The 19,808-nt window shown below is 72.4% G+C and carries 16 protein-coding genes and 1 pseudogene; 7 read left to right on the top strand and 10 right to left on the bottom strand.

Annotation, left to right across the window (positions count from 1 at the left end; genetic code table 11):
* Nucleotides 1–11 precede the first annotated feature (11 nt).
* Nucleotides 12–344, bottom strand: a complete 333-nt coding sequence (locus ACQPZG_RS24050; protein WP_433547795.1) for an I78 family peptidase inhibitor — start codon at nucleotides 342–344, stop codon at nucleotides 12–14.
* A gap of 364 nt (nucleotides 345–708) precedes the next feature.
* Here ACQPZG_RS24050 and ACQPZG_RS24045 point away from each other — a divergent pair, with 364 nt between their 5' ends.
* Together ACQPZG_RS24045 and ACQPZG_RS24040 are read left to right on the top strand one after the other, a co-directional pair.
* The gene (locus tag ACQPZG_RS24045; RefSeq protein WP_433547794.1) at nucleotides 709–1,575 is read left to right on the top strand and encodes a hypothetical protein; all 867 of its coding nucleotides are present in this window, start codon (nucleotides 709–711) and stop codon (nucleotides 1,573–1,575) included.
* Nucleotides 1,572–2,876 (top strand): ATP-binding protein, encoded by a 1,305-nt coding sequence (locus tag ACQPZG_RS24040; RefSeq protein WP_433547793.1) that lies wholly within the window; start codon nucleotides 1,572–1,574, stop codon nucleotides 2,874–2,876. Before ACQPZG_RS24045 ends, ACQPZG_RS24040 begins: the two co-directional genes overlap by 4 nt.
* Before the next feature lie 28 nt (nucleotides 2,877–2,904).
* Here the strand turns inward: ACQPZG_RS24040 and ACQPZG_RS24035 are convergent, their stop codons facing one another.
* On the bottom strand, nucleotides 2,905–3,537 hold the full coding sequence (locus ACQPZG_RS24035; protein ID WP_433547792.1) for an NADPH-dependent FMN reductase: 633 nt from the start codon (nucleotides 3,535–3,537) through the stop codon (nucleotides 2,905–2,907).
* A gap of 400 nt (nucleotides 3,538–3,937) precedes the next feature.
* Here ACQPZG_RS24035 and ACQPZG_RS24030 point away from each other — a divergent pair, with 400 nt between their 5' ends.
* Together ACQPZG_RS24030 and ACQPZG_RS24025 are read left to right on the top strand one after the other, a co-directional pair.
* The gene (locus tag ACQPZG_RS24030; protein WP_433547791.1) at nucleotides 3,938–4,513 is read left to right on the top strand and encodes a hypothetical protein; all 576 of its coding nucleotides are present in this window, start codon (nucleotides 3,938–3,940) and stop codon (nucleotides 4,511–4,513) included.
* Nucleotides 4,514–4,787: 274 nt separating this feature from the next.
* Nucleotides 4,788–5,525: pseudogene (locus tag ACQPZG_RS24025) on the top strand (class F sortase); the annotation flags it as partial.
* A gap of 199 nt (nucleotides 5,526–5,724) precedes the next feature.
* Here the strand turns inward: ACQPZG_RS24025 and ACQPZG_RS24020 are convergent.
* Nucleotides 5,725–6,510 (bottom strand): sulfite exporter TauE/SafE family protein, encoded by a 786-nt coding sequence (locus ACQPZG_RS24020; protein WP_433547790.1) that lies wholly within the window; start codon nucleotides 6,508–6,510, stop codon nucleotides 5,725–5,727.
* Nucleotides 6,511–6,773: 263 nt separating this feature from the next.
* Nucleotides 6,774–8,285 (bottom strand): ferredoxin reductase family protein, encoded by a 1,512-nt coding sequence (locus ACQPZG_RS24015; RefSeq protein WP_433547789.1) that lies wholly within the window; start codon nucleotides 8,283–8,285, stop codon nucleotides 6,774–6,776.
* A gap of 176 nt (nucleotides 8,286–8,461) precedes the next feature.
* Between ACQPZG_RS24015 and ACQPZG_RS24010 the strand changes: the two genes are divergently transcribed.
* The gene (locus ACQPZG_RS24010) at nucleotides 8,462–8,782 is read left to right on the top strand and encodes a putative quinol monooxygenase (protein ID WP_433547788.1); all 321 of its coding nucleotides are present in this window, start codon (nucleotides 8,462–8,464) and stop codon (nucleotides 8,780–8,782) included.
* Nucleotides 8,783–9,142: 360 nt separating this feature from the next.
* On the opposite strand, the gene ACQPZG_RS24005 is transcribed toward ACQPZG_RS24010, so the two are convergent.
* On the bottom strand, nucleotides 9,143–9,559 hold the full coding sequence (locus tag ACQPZG_RS24005; protein WP_433547787.1) for a VOC family protein: 417 nt from the start codon (nucleotides 9,557–9,559) through the stop codon (nucleotides 9,143–9,145).
* A gap of 106 nt (nucleotides 9,560–9,665) precedes the next feature.
* Between ACQPZG_RS24005 and ACQPZG_RS24000 the strand changes: the two genes are divergently transcribed.
* On the top strand, nucleotides 9,666–10,427 hold the full coding sequence (locus ACQPZG_RS24000) for an EthD domain-containing protein (RefSeq protein WP_433547786.1): 762 nt from the start codon (nucleotides 9,666–9,668) through the stop codon (nucleotides 10,425–10,427).
* A 190-nt stretch (nucleotides 10,428–10,617) separates the two neighbouring features.
* Entirely contained in the window at nucleotides 10,618–11,778 is a 1,161-nt protein-coding gene (locus tag ACQPZG_RS23995) for an alkaline phosphatase PhoX (RefSeq protein WP_433547785.1), read from the top strand.
* Here ACQPZG_RS23995 and ACQPZG_RS23990 read toward each other — a convergent pair.
* The 5 genes from ACQPZG_RS23990 to ACQPZG_RS23970 all read right to left on the bottom strand — a co-directional run bounded on the left by ACQPZG_RS23990 (nucleotide 11,748) and on the right by ACQPZG_RS23970 (nucleotide 19,651).
* A complete protein-coding gene (locus ACQPZG_RS23990) occupies nucleotides 11,748–12,749 on the bottom strand; it encodes an ArsR/SmtB family transcription factor (protein WP_433549523.1) in 1,002 nt (333 codons plus the stop codon). The two genes, ACQPZG_RS23995 and ACQPZG_RS23990, sit on opposite strands and share 31 nt — an antisense overlap.
* A 597-nt stretch (nucleotides 12,750–13,346) precedes the next feature.
* On the bottom strand, nucleotides 13,347–16,085 hold the full coding sequence (ppdK, locus tag ACQPZG_RS23985; protein WP_433547784.1) for a pyruvate, phosphate dikinase: 2,739 nt from the start codon (nucleotides 16,083–16,085) through the stop codon (nucleotides 13,347–13,349).
* A 377-nt stretch (nucleotides 16,086–16,462) separates the two neighbouring features.
* The gene (gene dusB / locus ACQPZG_RS23980; protein ID WP_433547783.1) at nucleotides 16,463–17,590 is read right to left on the bottom strand and encodes a tRNA dihydrouridine synthase DusB; all 1,128 of its coding nucleotides are present in this window, start codon (nucleotides 17,588–17,590) and stop codon (nucleotides 16,463–16,465) included.
* Nucleotides 17,591–17,808: 218 nt separating this feature from the next.
* Nucleotides 17,809–18,018: a DUF6243 family protein gene (locus tag ACQPZG_RS23975; RefSeq protein WP_433547782.1), complete on the bottom strand. Its 210-nt coding sequence runs from the start codon at nucleotides 18,016–18,018 to the stop codon at nucleotides 17,809–17,811.
* 247 nt (nucleotides 18,019–18,265) lie between these two features.
* Complete coding sequence (locus ACQPZG_RS23970; RefSeq protein WP_185026277.1) at nucleotides 18,266–19,651, bottom strand: glycine--tRNA ligase; 1,386 nt, start codon at nucleotides 19,649–19,651, stop codon at nucleotides 18,266–18,268.
* Nucleotides 19,652–19,808: the final 157 nt, after the last annotated feature.

The raw sequence follows: 19,808 nt of genomic DNA, 5'->3' as shown, positions 1-19,808 counted from the left end.
GGCTGGGCGGGTCAGCCGAAGTCGACGTGGGTGATGGTGTCGTGCTCGTCGACGTGGACGTTCACCCGGTCCTCGACGTAGTCCATCGTCGTGAAGGAGCCGGGCGTGATGACGCGGTGCGGCTCGGGGAGGTCGCGCTCGTGCACGAGGCGGTCGACGGGCATGGAGGCGGGCGGCTGCTTCCCGTTGCGTACGAGCGTCCGGCCCACCCACTGCTGGTAGTCGGGTGCGGCGGCCACCGTCGGCAGGCCGGATTCGGCCGCGTGGGACTCGGCCGCGGGCGCGAGGAACGTCGCGGCCATGGCCGCCGCCGTGAACAGGGTCTTGAGGTGGGTGCTGTGCATGCACGGCAGGTTGCTACTCGGCGCGCCCAACTACCAAACCGCTTACACCCGTTCGAGTGCGTCGCTCGCCCGAGCGTTCGTCAATCACGCGTATGTCCAGCCCCGAAGGCATGAGGATGCGGAGTCACCCGGGGCCGAGCGGGGGGCGGAACGGAGGAGCTGGAGCGGCGTCGGAGGGCCGGTCCTGCGACGAGCGGGGATGAGAGGGTGGGACAGTTGAGCGGGGCCGTACGCATGGCTGTTACAGAATGTCCGGACCGCCGTGATGCACAGTGCCTAAGGTCGGGGAACCCACGGTGGCGGCCGGGGCCCCCGGCGCCCCCCCAGACCCCACAGGCGGCATCCCCCACCCATGCCTCTCCGCATGTCTCTCCGTACGCACCCGCGCGGGGGCCGCGCGCGCGTCGCCGCACCGGCCGCCGCTGCGGCGTCCCTGTGCGTCGTGCTCGCCGCCTGCGGCGCCCCCTCGGGGCTCGGCAGGAGCGAGCCCGCCCCGGCCGCCAGCGCCCAGCCGGTCCCCGAGAAGCTGTGGTCCGACTGGTCGCCGGAGTCGCCCTCGCCCTCGGACGCCGTCACCGACCCGGAACTGCGGCCCGCCCCCGAGCCGCTGCCCGACGCCCCCGCCGTGCCCGCGGGCGGGTTCGCCGCGCTGGACCAGGTGACGGTGCTGCGCGCCGACCCGCGGATGAAGGCGCTCACGCAAGGCGGCGTCCGGCGCGCGCCGGGCGCGCCCGGCGTCCGCCCCGCGGAACTGCGCGACCTGACCGGCGACGGACGCGACGAACTGATCAGCGCGGTGGACCTGGAGAGCGGACGGGTGGTGGTGGCGGTGTACACGGTGCGCGGGTCGCAGATCGTGCCGATCCTCCACACCAGTGGAGTGCGGCCGGTGATCGAGGCCGTCGGTGTGGACCTGGTGGTCCGGGGGTCCGCTGCCGACGGCGGCGAACAGACCGTCCGCTACCGCTGGGACGGCAACCGGATGATCACCGTCAGCGAGGTACGGAGCTTCAGCACGGACAGCGGAGCCACGGACCCGGACGGCGGCCCGCAGCCGGGCACCCCGGTCCCGGCACCGGGCACACAACCCGGCGCGCCGCCGACCTCGGTGCCCACCCCCGCTCCCCCGCGCCAGGACCCCGGCCGGGACGACGAGCCGGTCCCCGCGGCCCCCGGCCGCACTCCCGCGGCCCCCGGCCGCACTCCCGCGGCTCCCGGGTCCGCCCGGTGATCCGCCGGTCCGTCCGCCGCCTGCGGACCTTCGTCGCCGGGCTCAGCCTCCGTTGGAAGATCGCCGCGCTGCCGGCCGCCGGAGCCGCGCTGGTGGCCCTCGCCATCGGCGTCCTGATCCACCAGGCCCGCAGCGCGCAGGTCGCCGGCACCGCCCGCGAGGCGGCGGTGGCCGAGCTGTACCGGGTGCGGCAGCTGTACGAGCTGACCGGGCGCGTCGACCCGCGCGACACGGGCGCCGCCCTGGACGCCGCCGACCTGCCGCCCGCCCTGGCGGCCGACGCGCGCGGGGGAAACCGCAACACCTATCTCGACCTGTCCGGTCCCGACCCCGCCGTGTGGGCGGCCCGGCCGGTCGGCGACCACGTGCTGTCGGTGCGGCTGCCGCTGGGCGCGCAGCGCGCGGAGATCCGTGAACTGGACCGGAACCTGGTGGTGTGGGGCGCGCTCGTCGTCGCGCTCGCCGCGCTCGGCGGGACGGCCGTCGCCTCCCGGCTGAGCCGGCAGTTGCGCACCGCCGCGGCCACCGCCCGCAGGATCAGCGACGGCGAGCTGGACGCCCGCATCTCGGGCCGCCCGGACGGGCCGCCCGGGACGTCGGGCAAGGACGAGGTCGCCGAACTGTCGGCAGCCGTCAACACCATGGCTGCCTCCCTGCAGCGCCGCATCGAGGCCGAGCAGCGGTTCACCGCCGACGTGGCGCACGAACTGCGCACCCCGCTCACCGGGTTGCAGACGGCCGCCGAGCTGCTGCCGCCGGGGCGGCCCACCGAGCTGGTGCGGGGCCGGGTGGCTGTTCTGCGCACGCTGACCGAGGACCTCCTGGAAGTCGCCCGGCTGGACTCGGACACCGAGGTGCCGGACCTCGTGGTGCGCCCGCTGGGCACGCTGGTGGCCTCGGCCACGGCGCGGCTGGGGTGCCCGTTCGCGGGGCCCGGGGGCCCCGACACGTACGTGACGACGGATGTGCGCAGACTGGAGCGGATCGTCACGCACCTCGTCGCCAACGCCCGCCGGCACGGGGCGGATCCGGTGGAGGTGCGCGTCGAGGGACCGCGCCTGGTGGTCCGCGACCACGGGCCCGGATTTCCGCCGGCACTGCTGGTGGACGGGCCGCAGCGGTTCCGCACGGGGGCCGCGGAGCGCGGGCGGGGCACCGGGCTCGGGCTGACGATCGCGTTCGGCCAGGCGCGGGCGATCGGCGCCGAGGTGGAACTCTTCAACGACCCGGACGACGGAGGCGCGGTGGCGGTGGTGACGCTGCCCCGGGCGCAGCCGCAGGACCAGCCGCCGGAGGACTGATCCGGCCGCCGCCCCCCGTCGGGGGCCGCTAGGCGGCGAACGGGCGGACGGCCTTGGCGTCCCGCAGGGCGTGGGCCCACCAGGCGAGCTGGGTCAGGAGGGACTTGGCTGCCGCCTCGGGCGCTTCGGGGTCGGTGTGCCGGCCGCTCTCGTCGAACTGGCCCCACGGCCCGTGGAAGGAGACGGTGTCGCGGAGGGTGACGGCGTGCAGTTCGGCGAAGACCTGGCGCAGGTGCTCGACGGCCCGCAGACCGCCGGAGAGTCCTCCGTAGGAGACGAAGCCCACCGGCTTGGCGTGCCATTCGACGCCGTGCCAGTCGATCAGGTTCTTGAGACCTGCGGGGTAGGAGTGGTTGTACTCGGGGGTGACGACGACGAAGGCATCGGCCGTCGCCAACCGGGCGGAGGTCCGGGCGAGTTCCTCCGCCACCTGGCCGGAGGGCCGGGAAGAGAGCGCGGTGGGCAGCTCGACCTGCGCCACGTCGACGACCTCGATCTCCAGCCCGCCGAACTGCTCGGCGCGGGCGAGGAACCAGTCACGGATGACGGGCGCGAACCGGCCCTCGCGGTTGCTCGCGACGATCACGGCGAGCCGGAGGGGCTTTTTGGTACGGGAGTCGGCGGCTGCGGGGGCGTGGAGTGCGGTGCTGTTGATGTCCATGCCGAGAACGCTCTTACGTCAAGCGGGGTTGAGGTCAAGCGGCTCGGAAGGAACTGTTTTCCGGGGCCGGTACAGGGTGCGCACGGGCCGCCCGCCGCGGCCGTTACGGGGCGATTACCGTGACCGGATGACGCCTCACCCGCATTCCGCCCCGTACGGGTCCGGGCGGGCGTCCCGGCTCCGCCTGCCTCCAGGACAGCCGCCCCTCACCCATTTGGGCCGGTCGCCCTTCCGAGGCCCTGCTACCCCCGGCGACCTGCGGTTACTGTCCCGCGTACGGGTGACGGGGTCCCCCGTACCGCCCCGTCCCCGCCCTCTCGGCAGGCGCTCAGGGCCACCCACCGCTTATCTCGAAGGCAGTGACCAGCACGAGAACGAGCGGTATGTCCCGGAGGCCCCCATGCGCAAGCCCGCCCTCGTCCGACCGGCCCGAGCGGCTCTCGTCACGGCCGTGGCCGCGCTCGCGCTGGGCGCCGCCGTGGGCGGGGCTGCGTACGCGGAGGACACGGAACCCGCGATGCTGGAGTTCAACCCGCCGACGGTCTCGCCCGGCACTGTCGTCACCGTCAACACCACCGCGTGCGGGCCCGGGACGAAGGGCACCGGCGACGCCTCCTCGCTCGGCCTCGGCGACTTCGTGATGGAGCCGAGCACCCACAAGGAGGTGCTGGTCGGGCAGTTCACGGTCCCCTCGGGCACCGCACAGGGCGACTACGGGATCACGGTGAACTGCGCGGACGGCATCGGGGCGGCGACGGGCGACGTGTGGGTGACGGGGGGCGCGGGACCGAGTACCGGCCCGTCCCACACCACGCACCCCACCGCTCCCACCGGTCACGTCCGTACCGGCGTCGGTGGCGGCACGTCCGCCCCGGGCACCTCCCAGATCGCGGCGGGGGTGGCCCTTCTGGCCGCAGCCGCCGTGGGCGGCACCTGGCTGCTGCGCCGCCGGGCGAGCGGCACGCGCGGCGGCTGAGCCGTCACCGCCCGCGCCCCCGCCCTTCACCATGAGTCCCGGGCGGGGACGCGGGCCCCACCCCGTACCGCACCCGGCCGGGCGGCACACCGTGAGGACCCCGCCGCCCCGCCGACCGGGGCGCACACCGTACCTACCCCGCCCGCCCCGCCGACCGGGGCGCACACCGTACCGACCCGCCCGTACCGGCCGCACGCGACCGGGCCGCACCTCACCGGGACGGGCCACACGCACGCAGGACGAAGGGCCGTACGCACGAGTGGGAGCGCCGCCTATGCATGTGCCCCGAGAGCCGGTGGGCGCGGACTGCGCCCGGCTGCGCACCCAGTGCGCCGCCGTGGTGATCGCCGCTCTCGCCGGACTGTGGCTGATCCAGGACGGCGCGGCGGACGGCGTCGCGCCGCCGCAGCCGGGCGCCGCCGAGGCGTTCGCGCCGGACCGCGCCGACCGGTCGGGGGCACGGTCCGGGAGCCCGGACCCGCCCGCGGGCCGGCGGGGTTCGGGGCAGTCGGGCGAGTACCCCGACGCCGGGCCCGCGACCGACGCCCCGGCTCCTCTCCCCCCGTCCGCCCCGGTGCGCCTGCGCATCCCGCAGATCCGGGTGGACACCCCGCTGGCCGGCCTGGGACTCGACGCCTCCGGCGGCCTCGACGTACCGCCGAGGGACGAACCGAACCTCGCGGGCTGGTACCGGGACGGCACCCCGCCGGGCTCCACCGGGACGGCCGTCGTGGCCGGCCACGTCGACACGGCCACGGGACCGGCCGCCTTCTACCGCCTCGGCGCGCTGCGCAAGGGAGACACGGTGGAGGTGGTGCGCGAGGACGGCCGCACCGCCGTCTTCACCATCGACGCGATCGAGGTGTACGACGCGGCCGACTTCCCCGACAGCAAGGTCTACGGCAGGGCCGCGCGCCCGGAACTGCGCGTGATCACGTGCGGCGGCGGCTTCGTCGAGGGCAAGGGCTACCGGGGCAATGTGGTGGTGTACGCCCACCTCACGGACGTGAAACCGGTACGGGAAGCCGCGCGGGAGCCGGCACGGCAAGCGGTACGGGAACCTGCTCGGCAGGCAGTACGGGAGCCGGCACGGGACGCGGTACGGAAAGCGACTCGGGAAGCGGCTCGGGAACCTGCTCGGCAAGCGGCTCGCGAGCCGGTACGGCAAGCGGGGCGGGCGGCCGTCGCGGTGCCCGGCTCCGCCCCGGCGCTCACGCCGCCACCCACTGGTCGTACGCCAGCTTCGCGACCAGCGTGAAGACGACCACCAGCAGCACCACCCGCACGAATCCGCTGCCCTTCTTGAGCGCGGTGCGCGCCCCGCACATCGCCCCCGCGAGGTTGAAGGCCGCCAGCAGCAGCCCCAACTGCCAGAGCACGTACCCCTGGTGGGCGAACATCGCCAGCGCGCCCGCGTTCGTGCAGACGTTGACGATCTTCGCGGTGGCGGAGGCGGTCACCATGTCGAAGTGCAGGATCGCGGTCAGCGCGAGCACCAGGAAGGTTCCGGTGCCGGGTCCGAACAGCCCGTCGTAGAAGCCGATGCCGAGTCCCGCGAGGGCGATCGCGGCGAGGATGCGCTGCCGCGTGGCGGGCCCGGTGGCGGGGGCGGTGCCGAAGCCGGGCCGGAAGATGACGAAGGTGCCGACCCCGACCAACACCACCATGATCATGGGGCGCATGACCTCGTTGCTGATCCCGGCGGCGAAGAACGCGCCGGACATGGACCCGGCGAGCGCGGCCAGTCCGACTCGTACCGCGATCTTCACGTCGACGGGCGCCTTGCGGACGTACGTGAGCGCGGCCCCCGTCGTGCCCACGATGGCGACCGCCTTGTTCGTCCCGAGTGCGAACGTGCTCGCCATGGTGCCCGGCAACCCCATGACCAGCGCCGGAAGGAGCAGCAGCCCGCCTCCGCCGACCACCGCGTCGATCCATCCGGCGGCGGCGGCAGCCAGGCACAGCAGCAGGATCGTGGTCAGCGATATATCGGGCATGATCACGACAGTACGGAGCGCACCCGCACTGCGTCACTTACTCAGTTGAAATTTGAGCAACATCTGAGCTGCCCGCGGCGGGCCGGTCCGGCAGCCGGTCGGGTGCGGGCGGCGCGGCCGGTTCGACGAGGACGACCAGGCAGGCGGCGGCCAGGGCGCTCGCTCCGAGCAGGCCGCCGGCGACGTGCCGGCGGGCGCGCTCGGCGACGGCGGCGGGCCGGACGGGGACGGGTCTGCGGTGTCGTGCCATGTCAGAGGTGTCCTCAGTGAGTGAAGTTCTCGGTGTGGATGCGGGCGTCCGGCACCCCGGCCCGTCGCAGCGACGCGACCGCCGCGTCCGCCATCCCGGGCGGCCCGCACAGGTACACGTCGTGCTCCGCGATGTCGGGCAGCAGGGCGCACAGGGCACGGGGGGCGAGCGGGTCGTACCCGGAGTCCGACGCGCCCAGCAGGAAGTGCAGTCCGGCCGCTCGACGCCGGGCGATCTCCTCCAGTTCGGCGCGCAGCACCAACTGCCCCGCGTGCCGTGCCCGGTAGAGCAGCGTCACCTCCCCCGGGCCGCCCGGCAGCGTCTCGAAGAGCGCCCGCATCGGGGTGATTCCCACTCCGCCGGCGATCAGCAGCACCTTCCGCCGGGTCCGCCGGTGCGCGGTCATCGCCCCGAAGGGCCCCGTCGCCACCACCCGCGTCCCCGGGCGCAGCCGCCGCAGCCGCCGCGTGTGGTCCCCGGCGGCCTTGACCGTGATCCGGAGCGTGTCGTCCTTCACCGGCGCCGACAGCGAGAACGGCAGCGCCGTGTGCCAGACGCGCCGTTGCAGGAACCGCCACCGGAAGAACTGTCCGGGCTCGGCCCGCAGCTCCGCCACCCCGATCCCCTGCACCAGTACGGACACGACGCCCGGCCCCTCGTCCCGTACCTCGCGCACCCGCAGACTGTGCCGCAGGGTCTGCCGTACCGGCACCACGGCCCGGTACCAGAGCAGCAGCACCGCCACTCCCGCGTGCAGCAGCGCCCACCCCCACAGCGTCACCGGGCTCCCGGCCACGTCGGGTCCGACCAGCTGGTGCGCGAAGGCCAGGGCGGCCCCCGCGTACGTCAGCAGGTGGACGGCCCGCCACGCCTCGTGCCCTACCTTCCGCCGTACGGTGCGCACGGAGCTCACCCCGGCCGCCGCCAGCAGTGCGGTCCCCGCCGTAGCGGCGAGGATCCCGCCGTATCCGAGCAGGTCGACGGCGGCCGTGAACAGGTCCACGTCCGCGTGCACGGCGTACCCGCACAGCGCGAGCAGCCCGTGCCCCGCGCACAGCGACAGCACGTACCGTCCGCCCTGGGCATGCCACCGTGCGAGCCGGTCGGCCCCCACCCCGTGCTCGACGGCCGGCACCCGCGCCATCAGGAACAGCATGACGAGCACCCCGTACCCGGCGAGCAGCCCGCTGAGGTGCGCGGCGGACGCGAACACCACGTCCAGCCGGAACGACGGAACCGCCTGCACGCCCCACGTCACGCACACCACACCGACCCCGCCGACGATCCCGGCCCGCACGGTGCGGGGCGGGAGCCGCGGCGGCGTTCGCACGGACACGGCCGCCGGAGGCGTGCGGGGCGGGGGCGGCACCCCGGGGCCCGCCGTCGCCGCCTCGGCCCCCGGGCCCCACGGGGCCCCCGCCACGGGGGCGGCGGCAGGGGCGGCGGCAGGGGCGTCCGCACGGGACAGGTACGCCGCCAGGGCGGGGTAGGCGTCTGCCTGCACTGAGGTGGCCTCGATCGTCACGCCGCCGAATCTAGGCCCACCTGGAGTGCGAACGAGCTGGTCAGAGGCGGTACGACGGTTCCTTAAGGCAGCCTTGAGACAGCCCTGAAGGGGGATTAAGGGCGGCCCGGACCCGGGGCCGGACCGACACCGGGTCCGGCCCGGCGGCGGCGTACCGGCCGCCCTAGAATGGGCCAATGATCTTTATTGTCGTGAAGTTTCCCGTCAAGCCCGAGTACGTCGACTCCTGGAGGGAGCACGTGGACGCCTTCACCACGGCGACGCGCGCCGAGCCCGGCAACCTCTGGTTCGAGTGGTCCCGCAGTGTCGAGGACCCGAACGAGTACGTGCTGGTGGAGGCCTTCCAGGACGACGCGGCCGAGGCGCACGTGACCTCGGACCACTTCCGCGCGGGCCTGGACGCGATGCGCCCGCTGCTGCGCCGCACGCCCCGGATCGTCAGCACGACGATCGAGGGCGCGACGGACTGGAGCGACATGGGCGAGCTCCAGATCTGACCCGAGGCGGGAGAAGCGGCGGAGGCGCGTGGCGGAAGGCGGCCCGCCGACCCCCTTGAGCCGCAGAGCCGCAGAGCTGCGGCTCGGGACCAGGGCCCCCACCCGCCTCCCGAGTACGTGCACGAACCTCCCACCCGCCCCCCGAGCGCGTGCACGAACCTCCCGTCCGCCCCCCGAGTACGTGCACGAACTCGCCGATGGCGCGGACCCGCTCCGTGAGCAGACGGCCGGCGCCCCTTCCTCCCGCCCCGCGACCGCCCCGGCCCGCCCGCCCCCGGACAGGGCCGTGCCGCTCCGGCCCACCGGGGGCGGGGCACACCGACCCACCGCGCCGCGCGCGGGCGCCGCCGGGGACGTCGCTCAGTTCTCGACGACCGCCGGGTCCATCCAGATGACCTCCCAGTTGTGCCCGTCCGGGTCCTGGAAGGAGCGGCCGTACATGGTGCCGTAGTCCATCGGCTCGTTCGCGGGGGTGGCTCCCGCCGCGAGGGCCGCGTCGCAGAGTTCGTCGACCTTGGCGCGGCTCTCGGCGCTGATGCCGATGAGGGCCTCGGTGGTGGTCGCCGTGTCCGCGATGTCCTTCTTGGTGAACTCCTTGAAGCGCGGTTCGGTCAGCAGCATCACCACGATGGTGTCGCTGATGACGACCGACGCGGTCTTGTCGTCCGAGAACTGCTTGTTGATCGTGAAGCCCAGTGCGACGAAGAAGTTCTTCGAGACCTCCAGGTCCTTGACGGGGAGGTTCAGGAAGATCATCTGCGGGGTCTGCTGCGACATGATGCGCTCTCTCGTCTCTGTCGGTCCGGCGCGGCCCCTCTGCCGTCGCCCTTCACGGATATAGACCGGGGGCGAGCCGAGAATTCATCGCCCCCTGGGAAGAAAAATGACACAGGATTCGAACGCGCGCCGCCGGAAGGCCGAGGACACCGCCCGCGCCGCCCGCAGCAAGCCCGGCGCTCCCAGCACATCCACGCCCCCCACGCCGCCGTCCACCCCGACCTCCCCGTCCGCCCCGTCCACCCCGTCCACCCCGTCCACCCCGTCCACCCCGTCCACCCCGTCCACCCCGTCCACCGGCCGCAGGATCACCGAGAAGCTCTCCGACGACGCCCTGCGCTCCGGGACCGGCGGGACCTGGTCCGACTGGTTCGCCGTGCTCGACGCCTGGGACGCCACCGCCCGCACGCATGCCGAGATCGCCCGTCACCTCGTCGAGGCGCACGGCGTGTCCGGCTGGTACGCCCAGTCGATCACCGTCGCGTTCGAGCAGGAGCGGGGCCTGCGGCAGCCCGGCCAGTCCTCCACGGGCGACTGGCAGTGCAGTGCGAGCCGGACCGTCACGGCGTCCGCGGACCGTTGTCTGGCGGCCTTCACCGACCCGGAGGTGCGCCGGCGGTGGCTCCCGGACAGCGGGTTCGCGCTCCGTACCCACCGCCCCGCCGCCGCGCTCACCGCCGATTACGACGACACGCAGGGAAGTGCCGTGCTGTCCGGCCGCCTCTCCGTCCGGGTCACGGACAAGGGAGCGGGCCGCACCGTCGTCGCCCTCGCCCACACCAAGCTGTCGGGCCCCGGGGCGGCGGCGGACGCCAAGGAGTTCTGGAGGGAACGGCTCGGCGCACTGAAGGCGTTGCTGGAACGGTGACCCCGGGCCGGGTGCGCGGCGGCCGACGCGCCCCCGGCCGGCACGGCGGTCGGCCTTCCCGCGCCCCCTCGGCGGGACGAGCAGCGCCGAAGCGACAGGTGATCGCCCGGCATTCACCGAGAGTTGACGCCCTGTCAATTCCCTACTCCTATGTTCCGTTGTCACACCGTCCCCACCCCAGGAGTGAGACATGGAACGCCGTACCTTCCTGCGCACCGCCGTCATAGGCACCTCCGCCGCCGCGTTCGGCGGCACGCTGTGGCGCGGCGCGGCGCACGCCGATCCCGCGCAGCCGGGAGCCGGACCGTACGGGGCGCTGCGGTCCGCCGACGCCAACGGCATCCAGCTCCCGGCCGGATTCACCAGCCGGGTCGTCGCCAGATCCGGGCAGAAGGTCGCCGGTACCTCGTACACCTGGCACAAGGCTCCCGACGGCGGCGCCTGCTACGCCGACGGCAGCGGCTGGATCTACGTCTCCAACTCGGAGATCAACCCCTCCGGCGGCGCGGGCGCGATCCGCTTCTCCGCCACCGGCGCGATCACCTCCGCGTACCGCATCCTGTCCTCCACCCGGCAGAACTGCGCCGGCGGCACGACCCCGTGGAACACCTGGCTGTCCTGCGAGGAGGTCGACCGGGGCTACGTGTACGAGACCGACCCGTGGGGCGTGAAGGCGGCCGTCCGCCGTGACGCCATGGGCCGCTTCAAGCACGAGGCGGCGGCGGCCGACCCGGTCCGCAAGGTCGTCTACCTCACCGAGGACGTCTCGGACGGCTGCTTCTACCGCTTCACCCCCACCACCTGGGGAAACCTTTCCGCAGGCAAGCTGGAGGTCCTGCGGATGGGCTCGGGCACCAGCGGCCCGGTCACCTGGGCCACCGTCCCCGACCCGTCCGGCGCGTCCACCGCCACCCGCAACCAGGTGTCCGGCGCCAAGCGCTTCACCGGCGGCGAGGGCTGCTACTACGCGAACGACGTCTGCTTCTTCACCACCAAGGGCGACAACCGGGTCTGGAAGTACGACGCCGCGGCCCAGCGGCTGGACCTCGCCTACGACGACTCCCTGGTCACCGGCGGCAGCGCCCCCCTCACCGGCGTCGACAACGTCACCGGCACCGCATCCGGCGACCTCTACGTGGCCGAGGACGGCGGCAACATGGAGATCTGCATGATCACCCCCGCCGACGTCGTCGCGCCGTTCCTGCGCGTCAGCGGGCAGTCCGGCTCGGAGATCACCGGCCCGGCCTTCTCCCCCGACGGCAAGCGGCTGTACTTCTCCAGCCAGCGCGGCACGTCCGGCAGCTCGTCCGGCGGCATCACCTACGAGGTGACGGGCCCGTTCCGGGCGTAGAGCGGCTGCTGCGCCACGGGGGCCGTCCCGCCGCCGCCCCGCAGCAGGGCGGCCCCCAGCGGCGTCAGCGAGTGGAGTACGGCGCTGCCGTGCCGCAGGGTGTCCACCAGGCCCGCCTCCCGCAGCACGCACGCGTGCTGGCTGGCGGAGGCGAGCGACACCCCGGCCCGGCGGGCCAGCTCGCTCGTCGTGCAGCCGTGCTCGATGGCCCGCAGCACCGCGGACCGGGTGTGCCCGACGAGGCGGCCGAGGTACGGCGCGGACGAGGCGGCGGGGGTGCGGGGCGCGGCGTGCTCCACCGGGTACACCAGCACCGGTGGCAGCTTCTGGTCGTACAGCATCACCGGCGCCCCCTGGCAGAAGAACGACGGCTGGAGCCGCAGCCCCCGTCCGCCCAGGTGCACCTCGCGCTCCGCGGGGTAGTCCGCTTCCAGCACGGGCGGGCGCCAGCGCAGTCCCGGCGGCAGCGAGGCGAGCAGCGCGTCCGTGCCGCCGTCGAGGAGGGCCCGGCCCCTGGCCGCCCGGTCGGCCTCGATGCGGGCGCGCAGATGCGGCCAGTACGGGGCGACCGCGGCCCGGTGATGGTCGCCCAGGGCATCCACGAGGGCTCCGAGCGCCGGAGGTTCCTTCGTCTCACCCTTCACCAGGCCGACCTCCTCGGCCACCCGCTCCTCCGGCGTGGCCCGCACCGCGGCCACCCCTTCCTCCCAGCCCTGCACGCCCTCCGCGGGGGTGAGGAAGTCGGGGAAGTAGCCGCGCGGCGGCACCACGGACGCGAGCATGCGGCGCCCGCCGCTCCTGCCGCCGCTCGCCAGCCGGGTCCGGGCCTCGCTGCGCCACTGGCCGTACACCCGTCCGCCGCGCCGGTCGCGCAGCCGGTGGAAGCTCAGGACCGTCTCCCACAGGGCGTCCGGACGGGCGGCGATCCGCACCCGTGCGAGGTCCTCCCCCGTGAAGTGGATACGCAGCACCACCGACCCAACTCCCCACCCTAGCCCGTCGATTGCATCCGCAACCATTGCCCCTGTCGAGTATGCACGCACTCACACCCGGTCACCACGGCCTTTCGGCCACACTTGAAACGGCTCGCGGCGCCGGGTGGCCGGACGGGAAGCTGGGCGGTGTCGGACGGACGGTTGCGGTGCGACACCGAATGGGCGGGGCGAAGGCCGTGGGGGGCTTCGTCCTGCTTGACGGCGGTGCGCACGGCAGCGGAATCGGTCGTCCGGCTCAGGTGCCGGGGCGCGGTGAACGGGTGGGGATCCGTACACCGCGCCCCGCACCGTGCGACCAGCACCCATGAACGAAGGTCAACTTTTCAACTGCCACTTTGCAGCCTGGAGTTGAACTCCACTCTTCGCAAGGGCCCTGCGCGAGCGGCCCGCGTCCCGCGGCTCTCCCCGGCCGTGCTCCGTCCGGCGCGGCGCCCGTGGCCGCAGGGGCCGGACGCGCCGGAGCGGCGGCACCCCCGCACAGGGTGCCGCCGCTCCGCAGGAGCCGGATCGTTCGCCGGGGTGAGGGTGGGGAAGGTTTCCGGCGGCGGATCCGGTGGTCTCGCGGGAAGGACGTCAGCGGCTGTCGCTGCCCGCCGACTGGGCTGCCGCGCGGCCCGCTTCCAGCCGGGCGACCGGAATGCGGAACGGCGAGCAGGAGACGTAGTCCAGGCCCACCTCATGGAAGAAGTGCACGGACTCCGGGTCGCCGCCGTGCTCGCCGCAGACGCCGAGCTTGAGGTCGGGGCGGGTCCTGCGGCCGGCCTCGACGGCCTGCTTGACCAGCGCGCCGACGCCGTCGCGGTCGATCGTCTCGAACGGGGAGACGCCGAAGATCCCCTTTTCGAGGTACGCGGTGAAGAAGGACGCCTCGACGTCGTCGCGGGAGAAGCCCCACACCGTCTGGGTCAGGTCGTTGGTGCCGAAGGAGAAGAACTCGGCGGCCTCCGCGATCTGACCGGCGGTGATGGCGGCGCGCGGCAGCTCGATCATCGTGCCGAGCGCCAGCTTGAGGTCGATGCCGTGGGCCGCCTCGACCTCGGCGATGACCGTCTCGGCCTCCTCACGGACGATCTCCAGCTCCTGCACGGTGCCGACGAGCGGAATCATGATCTCCGCGCGCGGGTCGCCCTTGGCGTTCTTGCGGGCCGCGGCGGCCTCGGCGATGGCACGGACCTGCATGGTGAACAGGCCGGGGATGACCAGGCCCAGGCGGACGCCGCGCAGGCCGAGCATCGGGTTCTGCTCGTGCAGGCGGTGGACCGCCTGGAGCAGGCGCAGGTCGTTCTCGTTGGCGTCCTTGCGGGACTCGGCGAGGGCGACGCGTACCGACAGCTCGGTGATGTCGGGCAGGAACTCGTGCAGCGGCGGGTCCAGCAGGCGGACGGTGACCGGCAGGCCGTCCATCGCCTCGAAGAGCTCTATGAAGTCCTTCTTCTGCAAGGGCAGCAGGCTCTTGAGGGCCTCCTCGCGCTCGTCGTCGGTGTCCGCGAGGATCAGCTTCTCGACCATCTCGCGGCGCTCGCCGAGGAACATGTGCTCGGTGCGGCACAGGCCGATGCCCTGGGCGCCGAAGCGGCGGGCGCGCAGCGCGTCCTCGGCGTTGTCGGCGTTGGCCCGTACGCGCAGCCGGCGGCGGCGGTCCGCGTACGCCATGATCCGGTGCACGGCCTCGACCAGCTCGTCGGCGTCGTCGGCGCCGGCGTGCATCCGGCCCTCGAAGTACTCCACGACCGGCGAGGGGACGACGGGGACCTCACCGAGGTAGACCTTGCCGGAGGAGCCGTCGATGGAGACGACGTCGCCCTCCTCGACCACGGTGCTGCCGACGGTCAGGCGGCGGCGCTTGGTGTCGACCTCGATCTCCTCGGCGCCGCAGACACAGGTCTTGCCCATGCCTCGGGCGACGACGGCGGCGTGCGAGGTCTTGCCGCCGCGCGAGGTCAGGATGCCCTCGGCGGCGATCATGCCGTCAAGGTCGTCGGGGTTGGTCTCGCGGCGGATCAGGATGACCTTCTCGCCCGAACGCGACCACTTGACGGCCGTGTACGAGTCGAAGACGGCCTTGCCGACGGCGGCGCCGGGCGAGGCGGCGATGCCGCGGCCGAGCAGCTGCGTCTTCGCCTGGTCGTCGAAGCGCGGGAACATCAGCTGGGCGAGCTGGGCGCCGTTGACCCGCTGGAGGGCCTCCGCCTCGTCGATCAGGCCCTGGTCGACGAGCTGCGTGGCGATGCGGAACGCGGCGCCGGCGGTGCGCTTGCCGACGCGGGTCTGGAGCATCCAGAGCTGACCGCGCTCAATGGTGAACTCGATGTCGCAGAGATCCTTGTAGTGGGTCTCCAGCGTCTCCATGATCTGCATGAGCTGGTCGTACGACTTCTTGTCGAGCGACTCCAGATCGGCGAGCGGGACGGTGTTGCGGATGCCCGCCACCACGTCCTCGCCCTGCGCGTTCTGCAGGTAGTCGCCGTAGACGCCCTGGTGGCCGGAGGCCGGGTCGCGGGTGAAGGCGACGCCGGTGCCGGAGTCGGGGCCGAGGTTGCCGAAGACCATGGAGCAGACGTTGACCGCGGTGCCCAGGTCGCCGGGGATGCGCTCCTGGCGGCGGTAGAGCTTGGCGCGGTCGGTGTTCCACGAGTCGAAGACCGCGTTGATCGCGAGGTCCATCTGCTCGCGCGGGTCCTGCGGGAAGTCGCGGCCGCACTCGTCGGAGACGATCTTCTTGAACTTCTTGACGACCTTCTTGAGGTCGGCGGCCTCCAGGTCGGTGTCGACCTTCACCTTCTTGGCCGTCTTGGCCTCTTCGAGCGCGTCCTCGAAGAGCTCGCCCTCCACGCCGAGGACGGTCTTGCCGAACATCTGGATCAGCCGCCGGTAGGAGTCCCAGGCGAAGCGCTCGTCCCCGCCGGCCTGCTTCGCGAGTCCGGTGACGGACTTGTCGGAAAGGCCGATGTTGAGGACCGTGTCCATCATGCCGGGCATCGAGAACTTGGCGCCGGAACGGACCGAGACCAGGAGCGGGTCGTCCGCCTGGCCGAGCTTCTTGCCCATCTTCGCCTCAAGGGCGTCCAGGTGCGCGCTGACCTCGTCGCGCAGTTCCTTGGGGGCGTCGCCGCTGTCGAGGTAGACCTTGCAGGCCTCGGTGGTGATGGTGAACCCCGGAGGCACCGGCAGACCGAGATTGGTCATCTCGGCGAGGTTCGCACCCTTGCCCCCGAGGAGGTCCTTGAGGTCCCTGTTCCCCTCGGTGAAGTCGTAGACGAACTTCTGCGCGGTGGAGTGCGCAACTACGTGGGGTTCTTTGTTTTCCGACACGGGTCTCGGCTCCTCAAAGACGCGGTGGCTGCCCTGACGGCGAGGAACATACCCAGATCGAAGGTGTCTGGGTACGTCCACTTAACCGTCATACGGCTTTAACCGCCTGTCCGCCAGCAGATCGAAAGCGGTCCGCGCCCGCCACCTCCGTCGCCACTTTGTTCAAGAGTCGAACACATCACCACGCACAGCCAGCACGAGCACCCGCAGGGTCGACGCTCCGTGAGGCAAGACCCGGGAAAGTGAAAAGAGAAAGGGTGGCACTGGGTGCCACCCTTTGGGAATTGCATTCCGCCGCCAAGTGCTCATCTGAGCGACTACACCATCAGGCGTGGCGAGAATCACGCCGCCCGCTCCCCTGTATCGGGACCCGGATCTCACCCTCCGGACGTGTCCAACTCCGCTTCGTCACTGATGCCCGCACAGTCGTACGGGTCCTTCAGCCAGCCATCCGGCAGGACGACCCGCCCATTTCCGGACGTACGGCCACGAGGGCCGTCCGCGCCCTCCGGCCACGGCTGGTCCAGGTCCAGCTCGCTCAGATGAGCATCCATCTCCGCCAGGGACGAGGCCGTGGCGAGCCTCTTGCGCATCTCGCCTCCGGTCGAGAAGCCCTTCAAGTACCAGGCGACGTGCTTGCGGAAGTCGATGACACCGCGTGCCTCGTCGCCGATCCACTCGCCGAGGAGTTCCGCGTGCCGCCGCATGACGACCGCGACCTCCCGCAGCGTCGGCGTCACCCGCTCCTCGCGCCCCTCGAAGGCCGCCACCAGATCGCTGAACAGCCACGGCCGCCCGAGGCAGCCGCGCCCCACGACGACCCCGTCGCAGCCGGTCTCGCGCACCATCCGCAGCGCGTCGTCCGCCGACCAGATGTCGCCGTTGCCGAGCACCGGGAGCTCCGGGACGTGCTCCTTGAGCCGGGCGATGGCGTCCCAGTCGGCGGTGCCGCCGTAGTGCTGGGCGGTGGTGCGGCCGTGCAGCGCGATGGCCGTGACGCCCTCGTCGACGGCGATCCGGCCCGCGTCGAGGTACGTGAGGTGGTCGTCGTCGATGCCCTTGCGCATCTTCATCGTGACGGGCAGGTCGCCCGCGTTCCCGACGGCCTCGTGCAGGATCGCGCGCAGCAGGGGCCGCTTGTACGGGAGGGCGGAACCGCCGCCCTTGCGGGTCACCTTCGGCACCGGGCAGCCGAAGTTCAGGTCGATGTGGTCGGCCAGGTCCTCGTCCACGATCATGCGGACCGCCTTGCCGACGGTGACCGGGTCGACCCCGTACAGCTGGATCGAGCGCGGCGTCTCACTCGCGTCGAAGTAGATCAGCTGCATGGTCTTCTCGTTGCGCTCGACCAGCGCCCGCGTCGTGATCATCTCGCTCACGAACAGGCCCTTCCCGCCGCTGAACTCGCGGCAGAGGGTGCGGAACGGCGCGTTCGTGATGCCGGCCATGGGAGCCAGCACCACGGGCGGCTGCACGACATGGGGGCCGATGTGGAGCGAGGTCATTACCTCATTGTCCCCCACGCGGCACCCGGGCCCCGCCCCGCGGCCTGCCTGCCGGTCCGGGCTCCTGGACCCGGGCCGAGCGCGCCGGACCCCCGCCTTGACGCAGCAGGGCCCGGACCCCGCGTGCCGCGGTGTCCGGGCCCTGCCCGGCGTGCAGTCGTCCGCTGCGGGGCGGACGGCGTGTTCAGTCGTCCGCGGGGCGGACGGCTGCGCGGGCGTCAGCCCTGGGCGCTGTCGCCGTCCGCGGGGGTGCCTTCGGCCGCGGCCTTCTCCCGCATCTTGCGCACCAGCTCCGCCTTCTGGTCGGCGGCGCTCTGCCGGTCGGCGTTGCGGTGCGGGCCGTTGTTGGCGCGCTCGTCGCGGGACTGCCTCTTGCGCTGGCCGCCGCCCTGGCCGATGGGGTTGTTGATGTTCTTGCTCGTGGTCACGGGTTCTCCCGGATGAAGTGAAGTGATCTACGGATTTCGCCGGTGGGGGACGGGCGCGGCGACGTCACAGGACGTCGGCGGGGGCCCGTCGCGCTCTCACTCGTAAATCGGCGTCTGGAAGAACATGCGTCTGACGGTACCCGCTCCCCGTACTCGGTCGCACCAGCTTTCCCGGCCGGAGGCCAGGTCACGCCGGAGCCCCCGGCCGCGCGGAGGCGCACCGGGGGCCCCGAGGAGTACGAACGGGTCAGCAGCCGAGCAGCCGGACCGCCAGGTACTCCTGGATCATGTCCAGGGAGACGCGCTCCTGCTTCATGGTGTCGCGCTCGCGCACGGTCACCGCGTTGTCGTCGAGGGTGTCGAAGTCGACGGTGACGCAGAACGGGGTGCCGATCTCGTCCTGACGGCGGTAGCGGCGGCCGATGGCGCCCGCGTCGTCGAACTCGATGTTCCAGTTCTTGCGCAGGTCCGCGGCGAGGCCCTTGGCCTTCGGGGAGAGCTGCGGGTTGCGGGACAGCGGAAGGACGGCCACCTTGACGGGGGCCAGTCGCGGGTCGAGTCCCATGACGACGCGCTTCTCCATGACGCCCTTGGCGTTGGGCGCCTCGTCCTCGCGGTACGCGTCGAGCATGAACGCGAGCATCGCGCGGTTGACACCGGCGGCCGGCTCGATGACGTACGGCGTCCAGCGCTCGTTGGCCTCCTGGTCGAAGTAGACCAGGTCGTGGCCGGATGCCTTGGAGTGCGCCTTCAGGTCGAAGTCGGTGCGGTTGGCGACGCCTTCGAGCTCGGAGAACTCACTGCCGCCGAAGTTGAAGCGGTACTCGATGTCGGCGGTGCGCTTGGAGTAGTGCGAGAGCTTCTCGGCCGGGTGCTCGTACCAGCGGATGTTCTCGGGGTTGATGCCGAGGTCCAGGTACCAGTTCCAGCGCTGCTCCATCCAGTATTCCTGCCACTGCTCGTCCTCGCCCGGCTTGACGAAGAACTCCATCTCCATCTGCTCGAACTCGCGCGTGCGGAAGATGAAGTTGCCCGGAGTGATCTCGTTCCGGAAGGACTTGCCCATCTGCGCGATGCCGAACGGCGGCTTCTTGCGGGAAGTCTGCTGCACCTGGGCGAAGTTGGTGAAGATGCCCTGTGCGGTCTCGGGGCGCAGGTACGCGGCGGAGCCGGTGTCCTGGGTGGGGCCGAGGTGCGTCTGGAGCATGCCGGAGAACTGCTTGGGCTCGGTGAACTGGCCCTTGGTGCCGCAGTTCGGGCAGTTGACGTCGGCCAGGCCGTTCTCCGGGGCGCGACCGTGGTGCTTGGCCTCGTACGCCTCGATCAGGTGGTCCGCGCGGTGCCGCTTGTGGCAGGCGGTGCACTCGGTGAGCGGGTCCGAGAAGGTCTGGACGTGACCGGACGCCTCCCACACCTCGGGGGCAAGGATGACCGACGAGTCGATGCCGACCACGTCCTCGCGCCCGACGACCATCGCGCGCCACCACTGACGCTTGATGTTCTCCTTGAGTTCGACACCCAGCGGACCGTAGTCCCAGGCAGCCCTGGAGCCGCCGTAGATCTCACTGCACGGGTAAACGAAGCCACGGCGCTTGCTCAGGCTGACGATGGTCTCGATCTTGTCGGCGGCCACGGTGCTCTCTTCATTACGACGACGAAGGTCTGTGAGGTCCGCCGGTCCCACTGACTGCCCCCGGCGCGCGGTCCCCCTGCACGACCACGACCCGGCGCGGCCCGGCGAATGCCTCAGGTTACCGGCGTGCAGGGGCCCCGGATCAAATCGGTATGGG

It is taken from the genome of Streptomyces sp. CA-294286, assembly GCF_050947155.1.
In the GTDB taxonomy this organism is placed as follows: Bacteria; Actinomycetota; Actinomycetes; order Streptomycetales; family Streptomycetaceae; genus Streptomyces.
This window is presented reverse-complemented; position numbering and strand designations above follow the sequence as displayed.